The organism is Klebsiella sp. HMSC16A12 (genome assembly GCF_001808265.1).
GTDB lineage: Bacteria > Pseudomonadota > Gammaproteobacteria > Enterobacterales > Enterobacteriaceae > Klebsiella > Klebsiella pneumoniae.
In genome coordinates, this window is record NZ_KV792642.1 from 86,641 (window position 1) to 106,390 (window position 19,750).

Sequence of the window (19,750 nt, forward strand, 5' to 3'; positions counted from 1 at the left end):
AGTGCGCTCCTGCTATTCATCAAGGGTATCCCTTAAGCATAGCAGGAGCGGAAGGGGCAATTATGCCAGCCAGTCGCGGATTTTGGCTTCAATACCGGCGGCATCAAGGCCGAGGTCGGCGCGGATCTCTTCCTGAGTGCCCTGAGGAATAAAATAATCCGGCAGGCCAATATTGAGCACCGGTACCGCCCGGCGGTGGGCCATCAGCACTTCGTTCACGCCGCTGCCGGCGCCGCCCATGATGGCGTTCTCTTCCAGCGTCACCAGCGCGTCGTGCTCGCCGGCCAGCTGGAGGATCAGCGCGGTATCCAGCGGCTTCACAAAGCGCATATCCACCAGGGTGGCGTTGAGTTTGTCCGCTACTGCCGCGGCTTCCGGCAGCAGGGTGCCAAAGTTGAGGATCGCTATTTTCTCGCCCTGACGTTTCACCACCCCTTTGCCGATCGGCAGCGATGCCAGCGGCTCGAGCGTCGCGCCGGTGCCGCTACCGCGCGGATAGCGCACCGCGCAGGGGCCGTCGCTGTAGTGGTAGCCGGTGTACAGCATCTGGCGACATTCATTTTCATCGCTCGGGGTCATTACCACCATATCCGGAATACAGCGCAGGAAGGAGAGATCGAACGCTCCCTGATGCGTCTGACCGTCTGCGCCGACGATCCCGGCGCGGTCGATAGCAAACAGCACCGGCAGCTTCTGGATAGCCACATCGTGGATCACCTGATCGTAGGCTCGCTGCAGGAAGGTGGAGTAGATCGCCACCACCGGCTTGTAGTCGCCAATCGCCAGCCCGGCGGCGAAGGTGACCGCATGCTGCTCGGCAATGGCGACGTCAAAGTACCGATCGGGGAATTTCTTCGAAAACTCCACCATCCCTGAACCTTCGCGCATCGCCGGCGTGATCGCCATCAGCTTGTTGTCTTTGGCCGCCGTTTCACACAGCCAGTCGCCGAAGATTTTCGAGTAGGAAGGGAGGCCGCCGCTGCTTTTGGGCAGTACGCCGCTGGTATGGTCGAATTTTGGCACCGCATGGAAGGTGATCGGGTCTTTCTCGGCGGGCTCATAGCCGCGGCCTTTTTTGGTCATAATATGCAGGAACTGCGGGCCTTTCAGGTCGCGCATGTTCTTCAGCGTGCTGACCAGACCGAGCACGTCATGGCCATCCACCGGGCCAATGTAGTTAAAGCCCAGCTCTTCAAACAGCGTGCCCGGCACCACCATCCCTTTGATATGCTCTTCGGTACGCTTAAGCAGCTCTTTAATCGGCGGCACCCCGGAGAAGACCTTTTTGCCCCCTTCGCGCAGGGTGGAGTAGAGCTTACCGGAGAGCAGCTGCGCCAGATGATTGTTCAGCGCGCCGACGTTCTCGGAAATCGACATTTCATTGTCATTCAGCACCACCAGCAGGTCGGGTTTGATATCCCCGGCGTGGTTCATCGCCTCAAACGCCATGCCGGCGGTGATCGCCCCGTCGCCAATGACGCACACCGCGCGCCGCTGCTTATCCTCTTTCGCGGCGGCGATAGCCACCCCGATACCCGCTGAAATGGAAGTAGAGGAGTGACCGACGCTCAGCACGTCATACTCGCTTTCACCGCGCCACGGGAAGGGATGCAGGCCGCCTTTCTGACGAATGGTGCCGATTTTGTCCCGGCGACCGGTCAGAATTTTATGCGGGTAGGCCTGATGGCCGACGTCCCAGATCAGGCGATCGAACGGCGTGTTATACACGTAGTGCAGCGCCACGGTCAGTTCCACCGTGCCGAGGCCAGAGGCAAAGTGACCGCTGGAACGGCTGACGCTGTCCAGTAGATAGCGCCGCAGCTCATCACATAGCTTCGGCAGGCTCTCTTTTGGCAACAGGCGCAACTCCTGGGTGGAATCTACCAGCGCCAGGGTCGGGTATTTGGCAATATCAAAACTCATCAGAGACTCATTTTTTGTTTATTTATCGCGCTGAATAATGTAATTCGCGAGCGCTTCCAGTGCCGAAGTATCCAGAGATTGTGCGGCCAGCTCATCTAACGACCGGCGGGCATCAGCGATCAGGTCGTGCGCTTTCTTCCGGGCTTGCTCAAGACCCAGGAGGGCGGGATAGGTGCTTTTACCCAATTGCTGGTCGGCACCCTGACGTTTGCCAAGGGTCGCAGTATCCCCTACCACGTCGAGAATGTCATCCTGGACCTGGAAGGCAAGACCGATATTTTCCGCATAGCGATCCAGCGCGGGCAGGGCAGCGCGGCCGCGTTCGCCGGCGCTCAGGGCTCCCATCCGGACGGCGGCGCGGATCAGGGCGCCCGTTTTGTGGCGATGGATACGCTCCAGCGCCTGTAAATCAACCTGCTGTCCCTCGGCCTGCAGATCCAGCGCCTGGCCGCCGCACATGCCCGCCACGCCGCTGGCCTGCGCCAGTTCGGAAACCATCGCCAGCCGGTCCCGGTCAGGAACGTCGACCATCGGCGCATCACTCAGTATAGAGAACGCCAGCGTTTGCAGGGCATCTCCCGCAAGAATTGCGTTGGCTTCGCCAAATTTAATATGGCAGGTCGGCAGGCCGCGGCGCAGATCGTCATCATCCATCGCCGGCAAATCATCATGCATCAGGGAGTAGGCATGAATGCATTCGACCGCCGCGGCAGGAGCATCCAGCGTGGTACGGCACACGCCGAACATCTCGCCGGTGGCGTAGACAAGGAAGGGACGCAGGCGTTTACCGCCTAACAATGCGCCATAATGCATCGCTTCCACCAGCGGAGTGTTCTGAAAGGGCTGCGGGGAGATGAAACGGCGCAGCGCTTCGTTTGCCTGTTCCACACAGGCCTGCAATTGTTGCGGGAAATCCATTTATTCAGCGTCCGGCGTAAAAGGCGTGGTCGGGGAATCTTCACTATCCGCCAGCAGGATCTGCACGCGCTGTTCGGCCTTCTGCAGCTGACTTTGCCCCTGGCGCGCCAGCTGTACGCCGCGCTCAAATTCGCTTAGCGCTTCCTCTAACGGCAAATCGCCGCTTTCCAGACGGTTAACGATCTGCTCCAGTTCGCCCAGAGCAGTTTCAAAGCTGGCCGGGGCCTCATTTTTCTTTGGCATAGTGAATGTAGACTCTTGTTATGTCGCGACGGCAATACCGGGTATGGTAACGAAGTCACGCGTGTAAGCAAATAACGCGCAATGGTGATATACTCCGCGCCCAGGATGCAGGCACCGGTGTGCGCTGCTTTACAACTTTTGCTTATAGCCCCGTCGGGCTTGCCAACGAACTATTGTCGCTATGAAGTTTATCATTAAATTGTTCCCGGAAATCACCATCAAAAGCCAATCTGTGCGGTTGCGCTTCATTAAAATCTTAACCGGGAACATTCGTAACGTTCTCAAAAACTATGATGAGACGCTGGCCGTCGTCCGTCATTGGGATCATATCGAAGTTCGCGCGAAAGATGAAAATCAGCGCCCGGCTATTCGCGATGCGCTGACCCGTATCCCCGGCATCCACCATATTCTGGAAGTCGAAGACGTGCCGTTCACCTCGCTGCACGATATTTTCGAGCAGACGCTGCCGCTGTGGCGCGAGGCGCTGGAAGGCAAAACCTTCTGCGTGCGAGTGAAGCGTCGCGGCAAACATGAATTCACCTCAATTGAAGTGGAACGCTACGTCGGCGGCGGTCTGAATCAGCATATTGAAACGGCGCGCGTGAAGCTGACCGACCCGGACGTCACCGTCAATCTCGAGATTGAAAACGATCGCCTGCTGCTGGTGAAAGGCCGCTATGAAGGCATCGGCGGTTTCCCGATCGGCACCCAGGAAGATGTGCTGTCGCTGATCTCCGGCGGCTTTGACTCCGGCGTCTCCAGCTACATGCTGATGCGCCGCGGCTGCCGCGTTCATTACTGCTTCTTTAACCTTGGCGGCGCCGCCCATGAGATTGGCGTCCGCCAGGTTGCGCATTATCTGTGGAACCGCTTCGGCAGCTCACACCGCGTTCGCTTTGTGGCGATTAACTTTGAGCCAGTAGTCGGCGAAATCCTTGAAAAAGTGGACGACGGCCAGATGGGCGTCGTGCTCAAGCGCATGATGGTCCGCGCCGCGTCAAAAGTCGCGGAACGCTATGGCGTGCAGGCGCTGGTCACCGGCGAAGCGCTCGGCCAGGTCTCCAGTCAGACCCTCACTAACCTGCGCCTGATCGATAATGTCTCCGATACTCTGATCCTGCGCCCGCTGATTTCGCACGATAAAGAGCACATCATCGACCTGGCGCGTGAGATCGGCACGGAAGATTTTGCCCGCACCATGCCGGAATATTGCGGCGTGATCTCCAAGAGCCCGACCGTGAAGGCGGTGAAGGCGAAGATTGAAGCGGAAGAAGAACACTTCGATTTCAGCATCCTTGATAAAGTGGTGGAAGAGGCGAGCAATATCGATATCCGCGAGATCGCCCAGCAGACGGAAGAGACGGTGGTGGAAGTGGAAACCGTGACCGGCTTTGGCGCCAACGACGCGATCCTCGACATTCGCTCCATCGACGAGCAGGAAGACAAGCCGCTGAAGGTCGAGGGGGTTGAGGTTGTTTCCCTGCCGTTCTACAAGCTAAGCACCAAATTTGGCGATCTCGATCAGAGCAAAACCTGGCTGCTGTGGTGCGAGCGCGGGGTGATGAGCCGTCTGCAGGCGCTTTATTTGCGCGAGCAGGGCTTCAGCAACGTGAAAGTGTATCGCCCGTAACAGGTTGTTATGATGCAAAAGGCCTTCCCTGATGGAAGGTCTTTTTACTATTGGCAGGGGAGTATATTAGCGCAGGGTCAGCGCCAGGTCATTGAGCTGATCGATGACAATATTCCAGCCCTCGAAAAATCCCATCTGCTCATGCTGCTCGCGGGTTTCATCATCGGCATGCAGCACCGTAGCCGTATAGCGACACCCGACCTGTTCATCGGCAAAGGTGATGATGGCCGTCATCGCGAAGGGGGAAACGGCGGGGCGATAATCCGCCGTCAGCATCGAGGTCATGACGATTTTTTGTTGCGGGATAACCTCAAGAAAACAGCCGGGGTTATCGTTGCGTTCACCGTCAGGCCCGTGCATCACGGTGTGAAAGGCCCCGCCGGCGCGAAAATCAAAGGCCAGAACCTCGGTTTGCCAGGGCTTCGGGCACCACCAGGTTCGGAGTAATGCCGGGTCGGCCCACGCGCGCCACAGGGCTGGGGCGGGCGCGCTGAGCAGGCGGCTGATTACAAGATCGCGAGAATCGGTTGCGCTCCGGGACATGCTGCGACTCCTCAGGAAAAGGGGAGCCAGCCCGCGGCGCGGACCGGCTATCAGGCTTCGTAGTAATTATAGATGCCAGCGGCCATCACCAGCTGTGAGGCGACCTCATACGCTTTCTCGCGCCCCACCAGCAGATCGATCATTTTCAGGGCGAAATCAATCGAAGTCCCCGGACCCTGGCTGGTTAACAGATTCACCCGCGGATCCCAGACCACTCTTTTATCCTGCCACTGCTCGGCGGGGATATGTTCCTTCAGCGCCGGAAAACCGGTCATGTTGCCGATCGGGAACAGATTATGGGGTACCAGCACGGACGCCGGGGCGGCGCAGATGGCGGCCACAATGCGCCCAGAGAGATGAAACTGGCGGACGGTTTCCACTAGTAGCGTGCTGTCGCGGAAGCACTCTGCGCCCTTGATACCGCCCGGGAGGACGATGATATCGAAATCACCATCGGCCACCTCGACCAGCGGCGCATCCGCCAGCAGTTTGACGCCGCGCGAACAGACGATGGTCAGGCTGCCGTCGCTGGCGACGCTGGCGGTGGTCACCTTTACTCCGCCGCGGACCAGCAGGTCGATAGTGGTGACCGCTTCGGTCTCTTCGCTACCAGGGGCGAGGCAAATCAGTGCCGACGCGCTCATATTCATTCTCCTTACGCTTGATCAATTCAAATAAGCGGGCGTTTTCCGGTACGGCGACGCCGTGGGCGCGGGCGCGGTTGAGCAGAAAACCGGTGATGTAGTCGATCTCTGTATGCCGCTGGGCGCGAACGTCCTGCAGCATGGAAGAGATATTTTCTGCCGTACTTTCAATTACCTGTTCGACATAAAATAGCAGGTTTTCCGCCGAGGTATGAATACCTTCGCGCTCCATCACCGCCGCCACCTCGCGACAAATGGCCGCAACTTCCTGCGTATAGTCGCGCAGATCGCCGTTTTTACACCCTTTGAGCGCGGTCAGAGGGTTAATCACGCAGTTAACCGCCAGCTTGCGCCAGATGGCCGAGTGGATATTGTTATGCCAGGCGACATCCGGCAGCACGCTCTGCAGAACTTCTGCGAGATAGCTGTAGTCCCCCTCGTAGCTTTTTGCCGGTCCGATATGCGTGGTGCCCTGGGCAACGTGGATGATGACATTCCCATCGCGCCGAGCCGCCTGGGTCGTGGAGGCCAGCAGCAACGGCTGTTTCACGCCGCGCAGCTCCTCGACGGTGCCCATGCCGTTATGAATCAGCACAATTGGCGTGGTGTCCGGCAGGATCCCGGCCAGGTGCTTTACCGCATTCGACACCTGCCAGGCCTTTAAGGTGACGATCAGCAGCTCGCTGCTGGCGAGAAAATCGGGGTCGTTGGCCGTCAGCGATTCGTTGAACACTGAGCCATCGGTTTCAATGACGTTGACGCTACAGAATGGCTGCGGTACGCGCAGCCAGCCCTGGACTTCATGTCCCTGTTTGTACAACGCGGTCAGCCATAGTTGTCCCAGCGCACCGCATCCCAGTACGGTTACTTTCATTGTTCCTCCTCATCTGCCGCTATCCCAGGCGCTGATGGCTAAAGTCTATCTCGTCGCTTTTCGCATCGTCGGACATCACGGGGAAAATAGCGCGAGCGTTGCGTAATCAGCTAAGCTTCCGGGATAACAAGTTGAGTTATGCCGCGTTGCAGGTATTATGCAACGCAAAAGAAACGGAAGGAGAGGAAAAGATGCCATCTTTCGATATTGTCTCTGAAGTTGATCTTCAGGAAGCCCGTAACGCGGTGGACAACGCGAGCCGCGAAGTCGAGTCGCGTTTTGATTTTCGTGGCGTTGAAGCCACTTTTGAATTAAACGACGCCAACAAGACCATTAAAGTGCTGAGCGAGTCTGACTTCCAGGTGAACCAGCTGCTGGATATCCTGCGCGCCAAGCTGCTCAAGCGCGGCATTGAAGGCACCTCCCTCGACGTACCGGAAGATATCGTGCACAGCGGTAAAACCTGGTTTGTTGAAGCGAAGCTGAAGCAGGGCATTGAAAGCGCGGTGCAGAAGAAGATCGTTAAACTGATCAAAGACAGCAAGCTGAAAGTGCAGGCCCAGATTCAGGGTGAAGAGATCCGCGTGACCGGTAAGTCCCGCGACGATCTGCAGTCGGTGATGGCGCTGGTGCGCGGTGGCGATCTGGGACAGCCGTTCCAGTTCAAAAACTTCCGCGACTAAGGCGGCGGGCAGACAGCAAAAAGCGGGGAATTCCCCGCTTTTTTTATACTCCTTTGATGAGCTGCTCTATCTCGAAGCGGTTGGTGACCTTGCTGTCGATTTTGATATACACCGAACGCTCCTCGGGTACCACCAGCGCCTGATGAACCCCGCTGGCGCTCAGCAGACGCGCCTGCAGCGCGCTGTCGACCACCACGCCGTCCGGCACCTCCACCCGCAGGCTGCTGACGTACGGCGGCTCGCTCATGGTGCTGGCCACCAGCAGCCACAGCATCGCCAGCAGGGCGCCCAGCAGAAACACGGTTTGCGAATCAAAGAAACCATCGACCCAGCCGCCAAGCGCGCCGCCAATCGCCACGCCGAGAAACTGGCTGGTGGAGTAGACGCCCATCGCGGTGCCTTTGTAGCCCGCCGGAGACTCCTTGCTAATTAGCGACGGCAGCAGCGCTTCCAGCAGGTTAAACGCCAGGAAGAAGAGCTGAACGCCCGCCACCAGCTCCCAGAAGTAGCCTCCGGCGCCCCAGAGGACAATTTCCGCAATCAGCAGGATGGCGACGCAGAGCAGGAAGACGCGCTTCATCTTGCGCTTCACTTCGGCGTAGATGATAAACGGCACCACCGAGATGAACGAGATAACCATGGTGACCAGGTAAATCTTCCAGTGCTCGGCGGCCGGGAAGCCGGCGGCCTCCAGTTGTCCGGGCAGGGCGACAAAAGTGGACATCAGCATAATGTGCAGGCACATGATGCCAAAGTTAAGCTTCAGCAGGCGCGGCTCCGCCAGCACCTTGCTAAAGCAGCCCTTCACCATCCCGGATTCGCGGTTAAGGACATGGTTATGGCTGTTGGGCACCACCCACAGGGTGAGCAGGATGCCGACGGTCGCCAGGATGGCGATCATCCAGAACAGCGCGTGCAGACCCAGCTGGTGGGTGACAATCGGCCCCAGCACCATGGCGATGGCGAAGGTGACGCCGAAGCTGACGCCGATAAAGGCCATCGCTTTGGTGCGGTTCTGTTCGCGGGTGAGATCGGACAGCAGGGCCATAACCGCGGCGGCGATGGCGCCGGAGCCCTGCAGGGCGCGGCCAAGAATGATGCCCCAGATGGAGTCGGTGAGCGCGGCGATGACGCTGCCGAGCACGAAGATAAGCAGGCCGCCGACGATCAATGGCTTACGGCCAATACGGTCAGATAACAGTCCGAAGGGGATCTGGAACACCGCCTGCGCCAGGCCGTAGATACCGATCGCCAGGCCAATCAGCGCTTCACTGGCACCCTGCAACGCCATGCCATACGTGGTCAGAACCGGCAGGACCATAAACATGCCAAGCATGCGCAGGGAGAATACTGTCCCCAAACCCCAGGTCGCGCGCAGTTCCCCTGGCGTCATTTTGTTATCGTTCATTACCACCTCAATATAAAAACTGCGCCTAGTGTAGCGGCGGGGGGTAAGAAGCGTAAATAAATGTTTGTTTAACAGATATTACGGGGCTGTTGCGCGATGCGACAAGTTGGTAAAAATCAATAAACCAGTGGAGGGGGACTCCACTGGCGAGGGGGAAAATTAAGGTAAAGTAAAGTCAACCCACTGGCTGCCAGCGTCAGCCGATTTGACGCACTGCTCTACCCAATAGACGCCGTGCAGCCCGGCTTCGACGTCCGGATACCAGAAGTCTTGCAGGAAGGCGCGATCGTCGCGATCCGTGGCGTCAATCGCCTGCGCATAGCGGCGATAGAGGTTGGCCCAGGCTTCGAACAGCCCTTCCGGATGGCCGCCGCCAATGCGGTCATCCGCTAGCGCGTTCGGCGACAGGTAGGGCATCCCACGTTCCAGAATGCGCGCCGGCTCGCCCTGCACCTCATAGCTGAGCTGGTTAGGATGCTCATCCCACCATTCGATGCTTGCTTTTTCGCCGACGATGCGCACTTTTTGCGAGTGCATGGCGCCGCTGTTGACCGCGCTGGTCCACATCGAGCCAACCGCGCCATTGTCATATTCCATCAGGACAAAGGCGTTATCTTCCAGCGGCGCGCGGGAGGGAACAAAGCTCTGACGGGAGCACATCAGCCGTTTGATATTGAGCTGCGGCGCCATGGTCTCGGCGACAAACAGCGGATGGGTGGCCAGATCCCCAAGCACATAGCTGGGCCCGGCAAACTTCGGCGTTACTCGCCAGCGGGTGGATTCTGCCTGCAGCTCGACGGCCTGGTTATGGAAGCCGTGGGCGAATTGCATGTTAACGATGCGGATCTCGCCGAGCAGTCCATCGGCAATCATCTGCCGCGCCTGCTGGATCATCTGATAGCCGGCATAGCCGTAGGTAACGCCGACGATTTTGTTCTGTTTTTTGCTCAGATCCACCAGCTCGCGCGCCTCTTCGGCGGTAAAGCAGAGGGGCTTTTCGCAGATAACGTGGAGTCCCGCCTCCAGCGCCGCTTTGGTGATGGCGAAATGGGTATTGTTCGGGGTGGTGACCGAGACGACCTCGATCCCGTCAGGGCGCTGCGCCTCTTCGCGAAACAGGGTCTGGTAGTCGGCGTAGCAGCGCTCCGGCGCGATGCCCAGTTGCTCACCGAACGCGCGCCCGCGCTCGGCATCGACGTCAAGCGCGCCGGCCAGCAGGGTATAAACATTGTCACGCAGCGCCGCACAGCGGTGGCTGTAGCCGATCTGACTGGTTCCCCCGCCGCCGACCATGCCCCAGCGCAGGGAACGGGATAAGGGTTTCAGGCCGTTTAACATGGTGCTCTCCTTTTTGAAATCATTTGCACTCTGAGGCGCTCAATGCCGACGCCTGCGGCAACGCGCATCCGGATAGACTGACTTCAACTTAAGGAAATGTTTGTTCTGTTTCAATTGTGTTGTGGAATTTATTTTCCATATATGCGAGGGGGATCGAATTAGCGAAAGTTTCTTTTGCGCTTGGTTGAAAAGGTGAGGGCGGGATATCGCCTGCCGGAGTCGTCCAGATTGTTGCGGGCGTTTTTTCGTTTCAACAAAATGTGAAATAAATTTTCTTTATTAGCTGCTGAAGACGGTGCAATCCGCCGATTGCACCGGGGACCAGATGCCGCTATGACGCTCCGCGCACAGACGCGGGGGAAGTTGAAGCGACGGGAGGATGACCGGCCGCAAAGATGCCCTTCGCCGCCAGGCCTGCGACGGTGAGGGCTGCCGGGATACCGAGGATCAAAAAGACGCATTCAAAGGGCAGGTTGAGCGCCATCATCTCGGCGCCGGCAAAGGCGCTGAGAATGGCGCCGATGCGCCCGACGCCGTGCATCCAGCTGGATCCCGTCGCCCGCGCCTGTGTAGGGTAGTAGCGGGCGGAGAGGGCGTTCATGCCGGTATTCGCGCCGTTCAGGCAGGCGCCGCTGATAAACGCCAGCATACAGAGCAAGGCAAAGCTGCCCGCGGCGTAGCCCATCGCCATGGTGAACAGGCCGCCAATGGCGTAGATTATCCCCAGCGCGCGATGGGGGTTGATCCTGTCCATCAGCCAGCCGGCAAACAACGAGCCGAGGGTGCCGCCCGCCTGGTAGATCGCCGTCATGATGGCCGCCTGGCTAACGGTCATCCCTACCGCTTTAACCAGCGTTGGCAGCCAGCTGCCGAGGATATAGACCAGGAACAGCCCCATAAAGTAGACCAGCCATAGCATCAGCGAGCCGAAACCGTACTGGCGGGAGAGGACAATGCGCATCGCGTTGCCGGCCGCTGGCTGCGCCGGTAGGATAAACCTCACATTGTCGCTGATTTGTCCGGGATAGAGACGGTTAAGAATGGCGCGTATGCGCGCCGCGGGCGCTTGTTTGATCACCAGAAAACGAACCGATTCCGGCAGCAGCCAGATGAGCAGGGGGGCAAACAGCAGCGGCAGAATACCGCCGAGCGCCATCAGCCAGTGCCAGCCAAACTGGGGGATCAGCCACGATGCCGAAAATCCTCCCGCCGCCGCGCCGAAGGTGAAGCCGCAAAAGATGACGGTGATAATAAATGAACGCTGGCGTTCCGGGGCGTATTCCGACACCAGCGTCCCGATATTCGGCATCGCGGCGCCCAGCCCGAGGCCAGTCATAAAGCGAAAGAACATCATCTGTTCTACGTTGTGCGAGAAGGCGGTGGCGATGGTCCAGAAACCGAAGAAGAAAACGCTGTTGATGATGATTTTCTTACGTCCCAGCCAGTCGGCGAGCGGGCCGGAGAAAATCGCCCCCAGCGCGAGGCCGATCAGCGCGGCGCTGATCACCAGACCCAGCTGGTGGTTGCTTACCCCCCATTCCAGCTTTAGCGTCGGGGCGATAAAGCCCATGATCGCGATATCAAAACCATCGAGAGCGATGACGCAAAAGCCGAGAAATATAATCAGCTTCTGAAATCGGCTCAGCGGGTTACGATTTATTAACTCTCTGACATCCAGGCGTTGAGTCTGTGTCATAGCGTATTCCTTATGCGCAGGCGCGCAGGTAGGGCTGCGCGGCATCGAACAGTAACTGCGCCCGCTGAAGAGGCGGCAGGGCGCCTTGCTCGCCGTCAAGCGGCACTTCGAGAGAGACCGGCAGCGTCGCCGGCAGGGCCGACATCAGACCATGCAGATCCAGACCGCCTTCCCCCGGCACGTTGCGCGCCGAGCGGGCCTGGCGGATAAGTTCCTGCTCGCTCTCCGGCCTCTGCGCCGCGCCATCGCAGAGTTGCATATAGTTGAGATGATGCGCGGGCAGGCTGGAGAGGGCGGCGAGCGATTCTCCCGCGCGCCAGAAATGGAGAGCGTCCACCAGAATGCCGATGTCTTCCCGCCCGCTGGCGGCGATTAGTGCTTGCGCTGCGGCGATGTTGCGCAACTGGGTCCAGGGCATCGGCTCAAGATTCATGGTCAGCCCAAATGGACGACCGGCCGCGGCGAGGATGGCGAGGTTGTCAGCGCTGCGCTGAAGGTTGTCATCATTGCCGGCGACTAACACCTGTCCGGCGCCAAGACGCGCGGCGGTCTCCATAAAACGCTGCAGCCGATCGTCGAGGGTAAACCCGGGGGTCAGGCGGACGATCTCCACGTCCGACACGCGGATGCCAGTTTCCATCAACGCGGCGAGCGTCGCCCGGACGGCCGGGGTATCGCCCAGCATGTCGTAGTCCGGGTCGGTCGGTGTGGCGGGGAGCAGTCGCAGCCCAACGTGGGTAAAACCGGTTCTGGCCGCAATCCGCACCTGTTCGGGGGGAGGGACATCGAGCAGGGTCAGCGCGGCGAGCGATAGGGTACGCTTGTTCATAAAGGGCTCCGGTACAGTTACAGGTGAAGAGAGTTAGGGTGCATCCATTCGTGGAAATCAAGTTATGTTATTGTTTATATTTGTTTTTTTTGCCAGGTTTTTACCCACCAGATAGCCGAAGGTCATGGCGGGCCCGAGGGGGATCCCTCCGCTGGGGTAATAGCCGCGCATCACGCTCGACATGTCGTTGCCGATGGCGTACAGACCCGGTATCGGCTGCTGCTGTTCATCCAGCACCCGGGCGTGTTCGTCGGTTTGCAATCCGCTGAAGGTGCCCAGCGAGCCGGGCAGAATGCGCACCGCGTAGAACGGCCCTTCGCGCAGCGGTCCGAGCGTCACCTGATGGTCACCCTGGGCGCGGTTATAGGCTGATGCCCCGCGGTGAAAATCGACGTCTTCGCCAGTGCTGGCGAAGTGGTTAAAGCGTTCAACGGTTTCCGCCAGCGCATTGGCGTCGATAGCGCACTGCTTCGCCAGCTCCGCCAGGGTGTTTCCTCGCTGCAGATAGCCGGTACGCAGCCAGGCGGTGGGGGTGAACGGGAACGGTCTGGCGTGGCCCAGGCCGTAGCGACGCAGCGTACGACGATCGGCCAGCAGCCACGCCTGCGGCGTGTCGCCCGCGGGTGTGGCCGCCAGCAGGGCGGCGATAAAGTCATGATAAGAGTCGGCCTCGTTAACAAAACGTTTGCCGTTGGGCAGAACGGCGATCACCCCGGGTTTGGCGCGCTCCACCAGATGAGGAAACATTAGCTGCTGGCCGCTGGCCAGAGTGACGCGGGACACCGGCGCCCAGGCCAGCGGGTGGCGCAGGGAAGTGTCGAACTGGCCGCCGACGGATTCGCCAAGCCTGATCCCCTCGCCCTGATTGTCCGGCGGTGCGGCGGAGAAATGGCCGTAACCCTCCGCCGCGTGGGGCACCACCTGCGCCAGCCGCTGGCGATCGTGGGGAAAACCGCCGCAGGCCAGCACCACGGCGCCAGCTTCGACGTGAATCTCCCCGCCGTCGCTGCGCAACACCGCGCCGGACATGCCCGGCGGACCCTGCAGCAGCCGGACCACCGGGGCATTGAGCTGAAAACGCACGCCGGCGTCGAGGGCGGATCGCAGCAGACGGGCGACCAGCGCATTGCCATTGACCAGATGCTGCCCCCGTCCGGCGCGTAGCCGCTGCCAGCCGTGGCGCAGCAGGCGGCGGGCAGCATACAGCGCGGAGCGCGGCGAGCGGGTGGCATTGAAAAAATGCGCCATATCCGCGCCGCCGGCGATGCCCATCCCGCCCAGGCTAATGGTTTCCAGCGGCGGACGCAGGCGATGGAGCCAGTCGCCGAGCAGGCGGCCATCGTAGGGTTGCGCGGTGACCGACCGCCCTCCGTTCGCCGCACCCGGCGACGGGTGAAAGTCCGGCATGGCGCTGCCCGAGAGAAACTGCACCGCCGTCCGCTGATGGAAAAATTCCACCATCTCCGGCCCGTAACGCAGGAAGGTTTGCAGACGAATATCGGCGGCTTCGCCCCCCATCTCATGCTGCAGATAGGTCAGCGGCGCGTCGGCTGCTTCGTCGATGCCCTCCGCCCGCGCCAGCGGGTTGCGGGGGATCCACAGCCAGCCGCCGGACCAGGCGCTGGTTCCGCCGAGCACTGACGCTTTCTCCGCCACCATGACGCTGGCGCCGTGCATCGCCGCAGTCACCGCGGCAGAGAGCCCCGCGGCGCCGGAGCCGACCACCAGCACATCCACCTTCACAGGCCCGCTCATGTTGGACTCCTTACTGCAGAGGTGAAAAAGCGGTGGGGCGCATCAGCACCGACTCGAGGCGTTCCACGGCGGCCAGTTCGCGATTTTTACGCGAGAAGGTCTGCCAGCGTTCGTCCTGGGCCATCCGCGCGCGGCGCACCAGACGATCGTCCAGGCTTTCATAAGCCCAGATGTGCACTACCTGATTGACCACGCCGATCTCGGTAAAAAAGAAGCCGATTAGCTGGCCGAGATGGTCGGTTTGCACCGCCAGGGCATCGCTTTGGTACAGCGCCAGCCAGTCGGCCATTTTCAGCGGATTGATGGTGTACGTGCGTTTTTCGTAGATCATGATGTTTTCCTGATTAGTGGGTGGAGTGTTGTGCCAGATGGCAGGCGGCGAGATAGCCAAACGTCAGCCCCGGGCCGAGGGTGATGCCGGGGCCCGGATAGGTGCCGGCCATCAGCGAATCCATGTCGTTTCCCACCGCGTACAGCCCCGGGATGGGGTGTCCTTCGGTATTGACGACCTGGGCATCGGCGGTGGTGACCAGGCCCCGTGAGGTCCCCAGATCGCCGGTATAAAGTTTGATGGCATAGAACGGCGCGCTGAGCAGGGGGGCATTACAGGCGTCAGGCTGATGGCCCGGATCGCCCATCGCCCGGTTATAGCTGTTGCCGCCTTTAGCAAATTCCCGATCCACGCCCTGCGCGGCGTCGCGGTTGTAGCGGGCTACCGTTTTGCTCAGGGTTTGGGCATCCAGACCAAGCTGTTGCGCCAGCGCGGCCAGGGTATCGGCTTTGTGCAGATAGCCAGCGGCGACCAGGGCGTCATTATTGACCGGCGCCGGGCGCGCCAGTCCGAGGCCATAACGCTTCATCGCCTGGGCGTCGCAGAGTAAAAAACAGGGGGCATTTTCCGCTGCATCCTGCATTGCGCTGGCGAAATGGTGATAGGAACTGGACTCGTTGACGAAGCGTACCGCCCGCTGATTGACGGCAATCACGCCCGGTTTTGCGCGATCGGTTACCAGATGGGGGAAGCGCTCCTCGCTGCCGTCGGCCCGGGTCAGCACCGATACCGGCGCCCAGAAAAAGTTGGAGGCCCGATCGGTTCCCTCGCGAGCGTTAAGCGCCGCCGCGAGATGCAGCGCGGCGCCATCGTTGGCCGGCGGCGACATGGTGAAATGCTCGCGGGTGTGCGGCCGATAGCGCGCCGCCAGCGCGCCCGCGGCGAAGCCGCCTGCTGCCAGCACCACCCCGCGGCGGGCGTGCAGCGTCTCTTTTTGCCCCTGATACTCAATCTCCACCCCGCGGACCGCGCCTTGCGCTTCGCACAGCGTCAGAACATTGACATTCAGCCGCAGGCTCATGCCTTTACGCAGCGCCGTAGTCGCCATGCGGGCAATCAGCGCATTGCCCATCGCCAGGCGGGTACCGCGAGGGTACTTCACCCGGTCGCGGGCATAGCGCAGCAGCAGCCGGGTGCAATGGGCCAGGGAGCGCAGCGAGCGGCGCATGTCGAGAAAATGTTGAATATCGACGCGGTTGACCATCATCCCGCCAAACAGCAGCATCCCCGGCGGCGGCGAACGCAGGTCGCGAAACGCGTCCCCCAGTTCACGGCCGTCATACTCCACCACCTCCAGCGCGCGCCCGACGTCGACTGCGCCGGGTTCATCCGGATAGTAATCGGGCGAGAGCGGACGCAGGCTGTACTTTACTGCCCCCTCACGCTCGAGAAAGGCCAGCGCCTCCCGCCCGGCGCTGACAAACGCTTCGGCAAGATCTTCGCGGTACTGGCCCTCGCCGATAATGGTTCGCAGGTAGGTTTTCATCGCCTCGGCGCTACCGCTTTTGCCCTCGGCGCGCGCCTGGTCGGTATCGTGCAGCCACACGGCGCCGCCGGAGATGGCCGAGGTGCCGCCGAACTGGCCGGCTTTCTCCAGCATCAGCACCGACAGCCCTTTACAGCAGGCGGTGACCGCGGCGGCAAAACCGGCCGCGCCGCTGCCGATGACGATCACATCCCAGCTCTTCATGCCGCCGCTCCCTGCGCCTGCGGGATGGCGCCGATAAACTGGCCCATCAGCCTCATCTGCGCCAGCGCCATTTCCGGCCCGGTCTGTACTTTGCAACCACGTGCGGCGGCGAAAGTGAGCAACGGCGTCATCACCGGGGCGGTGACAACGTCGGCCACATGAGTGGTGCTGTCGAGCGTATCCAGCAGCGCCTGCGGTAGAGGCAGCTCATCAAATCCGGTCATGCCGGCCGGTGAGCCATTAACCAGTAGATCGAGGCCGTAAAGGGTGTCTGGCAGCGCGCTCAGTTGCACCGCCGGAAAGGCCTCAGCCAGAAGGTCATGCAGGCGCTGCCGGGTGGCCGGGGTTTGATCGTGCAGGGCCAGCCGACGGATCCCCGCCTCGCACAGTCCCCAGGCGATGGCGCTGCCGACGCCGCCGCAACCGGAGAGCAGCGCCTGCTTACCTGCCGGCTGAAAACCCTGCGCCTCGGCGGCGAGCTGAAAGCCGACGCCGTCCAGCATATCGCCCTGCAGGCGGCCATCCGCCAGCTTGCGGATCACATTGACGGCGTTGAGTCGGTGGGCGCGCGGCGTGAGGTCGTCGACCAGCGCGGCGGCGCGTTGTTTATGCGGTACCGTCACCAGCACGCCGGTCATGTTCTGCCAGCCGCGCAGGGCGTTGAGGTAGGCGGCCACCGCGTCCGGGACGATATCCACCGGGATCATGACGCTGTCCATGTGCTGTTCGGCAAAGTAGCGGTTGAAGTTATCTGGCGATTTCACCTGGGCGATCGGATGACCAATCACGGCGACAACCTGGGTAGTTCCACTGACCATTTCGAACCTCATTTGTTAAATGAATGTTGTGAAAGTATTTCAGTGGAAGCTGGGAGCGACAACGCAGAATTCGGACATGTTGGTTGTTAATCGCACCATCGCTGCGATAATCGCAGGAAATCGATAATGATGTTGCAAAAATGTGAGCGAATATGCAAAACACCATTCATCCACGCGATCTGATCGTCGGTTTACAAAAAGGGCTGGCGCTAATTCAGCTTTTTTCCAAAACCTGCCCAAAGCTCACCGTCGCCCAGACGGCGAAAATGAGCGGCCTGACGCAAAGCGCCGCGCGACGTTTTCTGCTGACGCTCCTGCATGAGCGCTATCTGCAAACCGACGGGCGCTATTACTGGCTTACCCCAAAGACGCTGCGGCTTGGCCAGGCCTATGTCGATTCGGCGCAGTTTCCTCGCATGGTACGGCCGATTGTCGAATACATCGCCAGCCGGACCGAAGAGCACGCCTCGGTGGGGGTGGTGGATGAAGATGAACTGGTCTATATCGCCCGCAGTCGGCATACGCCGTTCAACTCTACGTCGGTGCGGCTTGGGGAGCGGGTGCCCATTTTCTGTACCGCCGGGGGGCGATTGTGGCTGGCTTCGCTGCCGGAAGCAGAGTGTGAGACCGTCCTGCAGCGCATAACCCGGGAACAACGTACCCCCTATACGGTGACCGATATTGCTTCGCTGATGGAGAAAATCGCCCAGGTACGGCGCCAGGGATACGCCACCATTGAGCAGGAGTTTGAGATTGGCATGCTGGTGCTGGCGGTGCCGTTAACCGACAGGGAAGGGACCTGGTGGGGGGCGCTGAGTCTGACCAGTCATCAATCGCGCACTTCGCTGGAAGCGTTATGCCGCGATCACCTCGATCTGCTCTATAGCGCGCAGGCGATGCTGGTGGGTTAAACAGGGCAGCCAGTGGCGCTGCCCTAAGATAGACGTCGCTTAGGCCGACGCTTTGGTCAGAAAGGTGTTCCAGTCGCTGGCCGCGTTATTCACGAAAGTATTCCAGCTGTTGCCGGCGGTGTTAACAAAGCTTCCCCAGTTTTCCTTTCCGGCGGTCACAAAGGTTTCCCAGTTTGACTGTCCGGTCAGGAAGGAACCAAACGCCATCGCGCTGTCGCCGACGAAGGAGGCAAATGCGGTGCCGGAGGTCAGAACAAAAGAGGTGAAGCCGACGCCAGAGTTGGCGACAAAGCTGGCGAAGCCGCTGGCTGCGCCGAACAGATTAAAGCCACCGGAGATATACTCCATTTCGTTCAGTGTTAACTCTTTCATTGCAATTCCTTGTAGTGATTATTTCCCAAAGGGGCAAGAGCCCCGGCGAAAGGTAGCATCGCAGGACCGTGCGGCGCGAGTGATGCCCGGTGTGTGCTGGCTCAATTTTTCCTCATTTTTTGATATGAAAGATAGCGGGAAAGCGTCGGAAGAGGGGAGGGAAGTATGAAATGAGAAAGAAAGCGATGATGAAACAGGAAAGAAAAAGCCCCGTAAATACGGGGCTTTAGATCGTACGGGAGTGCGTAATTATCTCACGTAAGCCAGCAGACTATGTGAATCCGGCACCATAAAGTCAACGGACATCATCACGGACAGCGCGGTGATGGCGACGATAGAAAAGACGAACAGCTTACGCGCCCAGACTTTATCATCGGCCACTTTATAGCCACGCAGCGCCATGCCCAGCCACCAGACGCTGACCGCTGCCGCCACGACCAGGTATTTATACCCGGCGTAGCCGCCCAGCGAGAGCATCAGGGTTGCCACGGCAAAGGCGACGATGTACAGCGTAATATGGTTTTTGGCGACCGAAATGCCTTTCACCACCGGCAGCACCGGAATATTCGCCGCCTGATAATCCTTAAAGCGGAAAATCGCGATGGCGTAGGAGTGAGGCATCTGCCACAGGCTAAAGATAGCCAGTAGGATCGCCGCACCGCTGTCGAAATCACCGGTGACCGCGCAGTAGCCAATCACCGGCGGCGCAGCGCCGGAGAGTGAGCCAATCAGCGTGCCGTAGACGGAGTGGCGTTTCATGTACAGGCTGTAGACGCCGACATAAACCACGAACCCCATCACCCCCAGCCAGCAGGCCAGCGGGTTAGCGCCGAACCACAGCAGCATGAAGCCAGCAATACCCAGCAAGGTGGCGTACACCAGCGAAGCTTCTGGCGAGATCAGCCCTTTGACCAGCACCCGGTTTTTCGTCCGTTCCATCTTACGATCGATGTCCCGGTCGATGTAGTTGTTGAATACACAACCCGAGGCGACCACCAGGGATACTCCAAGGAGCGTCCAGACGAACAGCGGATAGTCGATGTGGCCTTTGGAGGCCAGCAGGAAACCGCCGATCACGGAGATCAGGTTGCCAAAAATAATGCCTGGTTTCGTTACTTGCAGGTATTGCTTAAACATACTCGCC

19 protein-coding genes are annotated in these 19,750 nt (G+C 59.9%); 3 read left to right on the plus strand and 16 right to left on the minus strand.

Features of this window, described 5'->3' with window-relative positions:
* Nucleotides 1–60: 60 nt before the first annotated feature.
* The 3 genes from dxs to xseB are packed head-to-tail and all read right to left on the minus strand — an operon-like array spanning nt 61 to nt 3,084.
* Nucleotides 61–1,923 (minus strand): 1-deoxy-D-xylulose-5-phosphate synthase, encoded by a 1,863-nt coding sequence (gene dxs, locus HMPREF3140_RS22155; protein WP_004144655.1) that lies wholly within the window; start codon nt 1,921–1,923, stop codon nt 61–63.
* Between the two features lie 18 nt (nt 1,924–1,941).
* A complete protein-coding gene (gene ispA / locus HMPREF3140_RS22160) occupies nt 1,942–2,841 on the minus strand; it encodes a (2E,6E)-farnesyl diphosphate synthase (protein WP_021312310.1) in 900 nt (299 codons plus the stop codon).
* On the minus strand, nt 2,842–3,084 hold the full coding sequence (gene xseB / locus HMPREF3140_RS22165) for an exodeoxyribonuclease VII small subunit (RefSeq protein ID WP_002891398.1): 243 nt from the start codon (nt 3,082–3,084) through the stop codon (nt 2,842–2,844).
* A 181-nt stretch (nt 3,085–3,265) separates the two neighbouring features.
* Here xseB and thiI point away from each other — a divergent pair, with 181 nt between their 5' ends.
* Nucleotides 3,266–4,714, plus strand: coding sequence for a tRNA uracil 4-sulfurtransferase ThiI (thiI, locus tag HMPREF3140_RS22170; RefSeq protein ID WP_004151340.1), 1,449 nt, complete (start codon nt 3,266–3,268; stop codon nt 4,712–4,714).
* A 66-nt stretch (nt 4,715–4,780) separates the two neighbouring features.
* Here thiI and HMPREF3140_RS22175 read toward each other — a convergent pair whose 3' ends face one another.
* The 3 genes from HMPREF3140_RS22175 to panE are packed head-to-tail and all read right to left on the minus strand — an operon-like array spanning nt 4,781 to nt 6,775.
* Entirely contained in the window at nt 4,781–5,257 is a 477-nt protein-coding gene (locus HMPREF3140_RS22175; RefSeq protein WP_004177263.1) for an SRPBCC family protein, read from the minus strand.
* 50 nt (nt 5,258–5,307) lie between these two features.
* Complete coding sequence (gene yajL, locus HMPREF3140_RS22180; RefSeq protein WP_023279242.1) at nt 5,308–5,901, minus strand: protein deglycase YajL; 594 nt, start codon at nt 5,899–5,901, stop codon at nt 5,308–5,310.
* Complete coding sequence (gene panE / locus HMPREF3140_RS22185) at nt 5,864–6,775, minus strand: 2-dehydropantoate 2-reductase (protein WP_004191719.1); 912 nt, start codon at nt 6,773–6,775, stop codon at nt 5,864–5,866. Before panE ends, yajL begins: the two co-directional genes overlap by 38 nt.
* A 191-nt stretch (nt 6,776–6,966) precedes the next feature.
* Here panE and HMPREF3140_RS22190 point away from each other — a divergent pair, with 191 nt between their 5' ends.
* A complete protein-coding gene (locus HMPREF3140_RS22190) occupies nt 6,967–7,458 on the plus strand; it encodes a YajQ family cyclic di-GMP-binding protein (protein ID WP_002891465.1) in 492 nt (163 codons plus the stop codon).
* 43 nt (nt 7,459–7,501) lie between these two features.
* Here the strand turns inward: HMPREF3140_RS22190 and HMPREF3140_RS22195 are convergent, their stop codons facing one another.
* The 8 genes from HMPREF3140_RS22195 to HMPREF3140_RS22230 all read right to left on the minus strand — a co-directional run bounded on the left by HMPREF3140_RS22195 (nt 7,502) and on the right by HMPREF3140_RS22230 (nt 17,323).
* Nucleotides 7,502–8,866 (minus strand): MFS transporter, encoded by a 1,365-nt coding sequence (locus tag HMPREF3140_RS22195; protein WP_004144660.1) that lies wholly within the window; start codon nt 8,864–8,866, stop codon nt 7,502–7,504.
* 159 nt (nt 8,867–9,025) lie between these two features.
* Nucleotides 9,026–10,204, minus strand: a complete 1,179-nt coding sequence (locus HMPREF3140_RS22200) for a Gfo/Idh/MocA family protein (protein ID WP_004191717.1) — start codon at nt 10,202–10,204, stop codon at nt 9,026–9,028.
* Between the two features lie 331 nt (nt 10,205–10,535).
* Nucleotides 10,536–11,900 (minus strand): MFS transporter, encoded by a 1,365-nt coding sequence (locus HMPREF3140_RS22205; RefSeq protein WP_032410911.1) that lies wholly within the window; start codon nt 11,898–11,900, stop codon nt 10,536–10,538.
* Between the two features lie 10 nt (nt 11,901–11,910).
* Nucleotides 11,911–12,729: a sugar phosphate isomerase/epimerase family protein gene (locus tag HMPREF3140_RS22210; RefSeq protein ID WP_002891476.1), complete on the minus strand. Its 819-nt coding sequence runs from the start codon at nt 12,727–12,729 to the stop codon at nt 11,911–11,913.
* Between the two features lie 57 nt (nt 12,730–12,786).
* Nucleotides 12,787–14,484, minus strand: a complete 1,698-nt coding sequence (locus HMPREF3140_RS22215; protein WP_070553116.1) for an FAD-dependent oxidoreductase — start codon at nt 14,482–14,484, stop codon at nt 12,787–12,789.
* 10 nt (nt 14,485–14,494) lie between these two features.
* A complete protein-coding gene (locus HMPREF3140_RS22220) occupies nt 14,495–14,815 on the minus strand; it encodes an NIPSNAP family protein (protein ID WP_002891541.1) in 321 nt (106 codons plus the stop codon).
* A gap of 13 nt (nt 14,816–14,828) precedes the next feature.
* A complete protein-coding gene (locus tag HMPREF3140_RS22225; protein WP_032410915.1) occupies nt 14,829–16,505 on the minus strand; it encodes an FAD-dependent oxidoreductase in 1,677 nt (558 codons plus the stop codon).
* Nucleotides 16,502–17,323: a shikimate dehydrogenase family protein gene (locus tag HMPREF3140_RS22230; RefSeq protein WP_032410917.1), complete on the minus strand. Its 822-nt coding sequence runs from the start codon at nt 17,321–17,323 to the stop codon at nt 16,502–16,504. Before HMPREF3140_RS22230 ends, HMPREF3140_RS22225 begins: the two co-directional genes overlap by 4 nt.
* A 152-nt stretch (nt 17,324–17,475) precedes the next feature.
* Here HMPREF3140_RS22230 and HMPREF3140_RS22235 point away from each other — a divergent pair, with 152 nt between their 5' ends.
* Complete coding sequence (locus HMPREF3140_RS22235; protein ID WP_002891624.1) at nt 17,476–18,234, plus strand: IclR family transcriptional regulator domain-containing protein; 759 nt, start codon at nt 17,476–17,478, stop codon at nt 18,232–18,234.
* Nucleotides 18,235–18,273: 39 nt separating this feature from the next.
* On the opposite strand, the gene HMPREF3140_RS22240 is transcribed toward HMPREF3140_RS22235, so the two are convergent.
* Both HMPREF3140_RS22240 and cyoE read right to left on the minus strand, forming a co-directional pair.
* Nucleotides 18,274–18,606 carry a hypothetical protein gene (locus HMPREF3140_RS22240; RefSeq protein ID WP_004178748.1) on the minus strand — a complete coding sequence of 111 codons (333 nt, stop codon included), beginning with the start codon at nt 18,604–18,606 and terminating at the stop codon, nt 18,274–18,276.
* A 249-nt stretch (nt 18,607–18,855) separates the two neighbouring features.
* The gene (cyoE, locus tag HMPREF3140_RS22245; protein WP_002891629.1) at nt 18,856–19,743 is read right to left on the minus strand and encodes a heme o synthase; all 888 of its coding nucleotides are present in this window, start codon (nt 19,741–19,743) and stop codon (nt 18,856–18,858) included.
* Between the last annotated feature and the right edge of the window lie 7 nt (nt 19,744–19,750).

Bases quoted from the DNA above. Each gene is read 5' to 3' on its own strand.
- dxs (WP_004144655.1), bottom strand. From the start codon at position 1,923: ATGAGTTTTGATATTGCCAAATACCCGACCCTGGCGCTGGTAGATTCC.
- ispA (WP_021312310.1), bottom strand. From the start codon at position 2,841: ATGGATTTCCCGCAACAATTGCAGGCCTGTGTGGAACAGGCAAACGAA.
- xseB (WP_002891398.1), bottom strand. From the start codon at position 3,084: ATGCCAAAGAAAAATGAGGCCCCGGCCAGCTTTGAAACTGCTCTGGGC.
- thiI (WP_004151340.1), top strand. From the start codon at position 3,266: ATGAAGTTTATCATTAAATTGTTCCCGGAAATCACCATCAAAAGCCAA.
- HMPREF3140_RS22175 (WP_004177263.1), bottom strand. From the start codon at position 5,257: ATGTCCCGGAGCGCAACCGATTCTCGCGATCTTGTAATCAGCCGCCTG.
- yajL (WP_023279242.1), bottom strand. From the start codon at position 5,901: ATGAGCGCGTCGGCACTGATTTGCCTCGCCCCTGGTAGCGAAGAGACC.
- panE (WP_004191719.1), bottom strand. From the start codon at position 6,775: ATGAAAGTAACCGTACTGGGATGCGGTGCGCTGGGACAACTATGGCTG.
- HMPREF3140_RS22190 (WP_002891465.1), top strand. From the start codon at position 6,967: ATGCCATCTTTCGATATTGTCTCTGAAGTTGATCTTCAGGAAGCCCGT.
- HMPREF3140_RS22195 (WP_004144660.1), bottom strand. From the start codon at position 8,866: ATGAACGATAACAAAATGACGCCAGGGGAACTGCGCGCGACCTGGGGT.
- HMPREF3140_RS22200 (WP_004191717.1), bottom strand. From the start codon at position 10,204: ATGTTAAACGGCCTGAAACCCTTATCCCGTTCCCTGCGCTGGGGCATG.
- HMPREF3140_RS22205 (WP_032410911.1), bottom strand. From the start codon at position 11,900: ATGACACAGACTCAACGCCTGGATGTCAGAGAGTTAATAAATCGTAAC.
- HMPREF3140_RS22210 (WP_002891476.1), bottom strand. From the start codon at position 12,729: ATGAACAAGCGTACCCTATCGCTCGCCGCGCTGACCCTGCTCGATGTC.
- HMPREF3140_RS22215 (WP_070553116.1), bottom strand. From the start codon at position 14,484: ATGAGCGGGCCTGTGAAGGTGGATGTGCTGGTGGTCGGCTCCGGCGCC.
- HMPREF3140_RS22220 (WP_002891541.1), bottom strand. From the start codon at position 14,815: ATGATCTACGAAAAACGCACGTACACCATCAATCCGCTGAAAATGGCC.
- HMPREF3140_RS22225 (WP_032410915.1), bottom strand. From the start codon at position 16,505: ATGAAGAGCTGGGATGTGATCGTCATCGGCAGCGGCGCGGCCGGTTTT.
- HMPREF3140_RS22230 (WP_032410917.1), bottom strand. From the start codon at position 17,323: ATGGTCAGTGGAACTACCCAGGTTGTCGCCGTGATTGGTCATCCGATC.
- HMPREF3140_RS22235 (WP_002891624.1), top strand. From the start codon at position 17,476: ATGCAAAACACCATTCATCCACGCGATCTGATCGTCGGTTTACAAAAA.
- HMPREF3140_RS22240 (WP_004178748.1), bottom strand. From the start codon at position 18,606: ATGAAAGAGTTAACACTGAACGAAATGGAGTATATCTCCGGTGGCTTT.
- cyoE (WP_002891629.1), bottom strand. From the start codon at position 19,743: ATGTTTAAGCAATACCTGCAAGTAACGAAACCAGGCATTATTTTTGGC.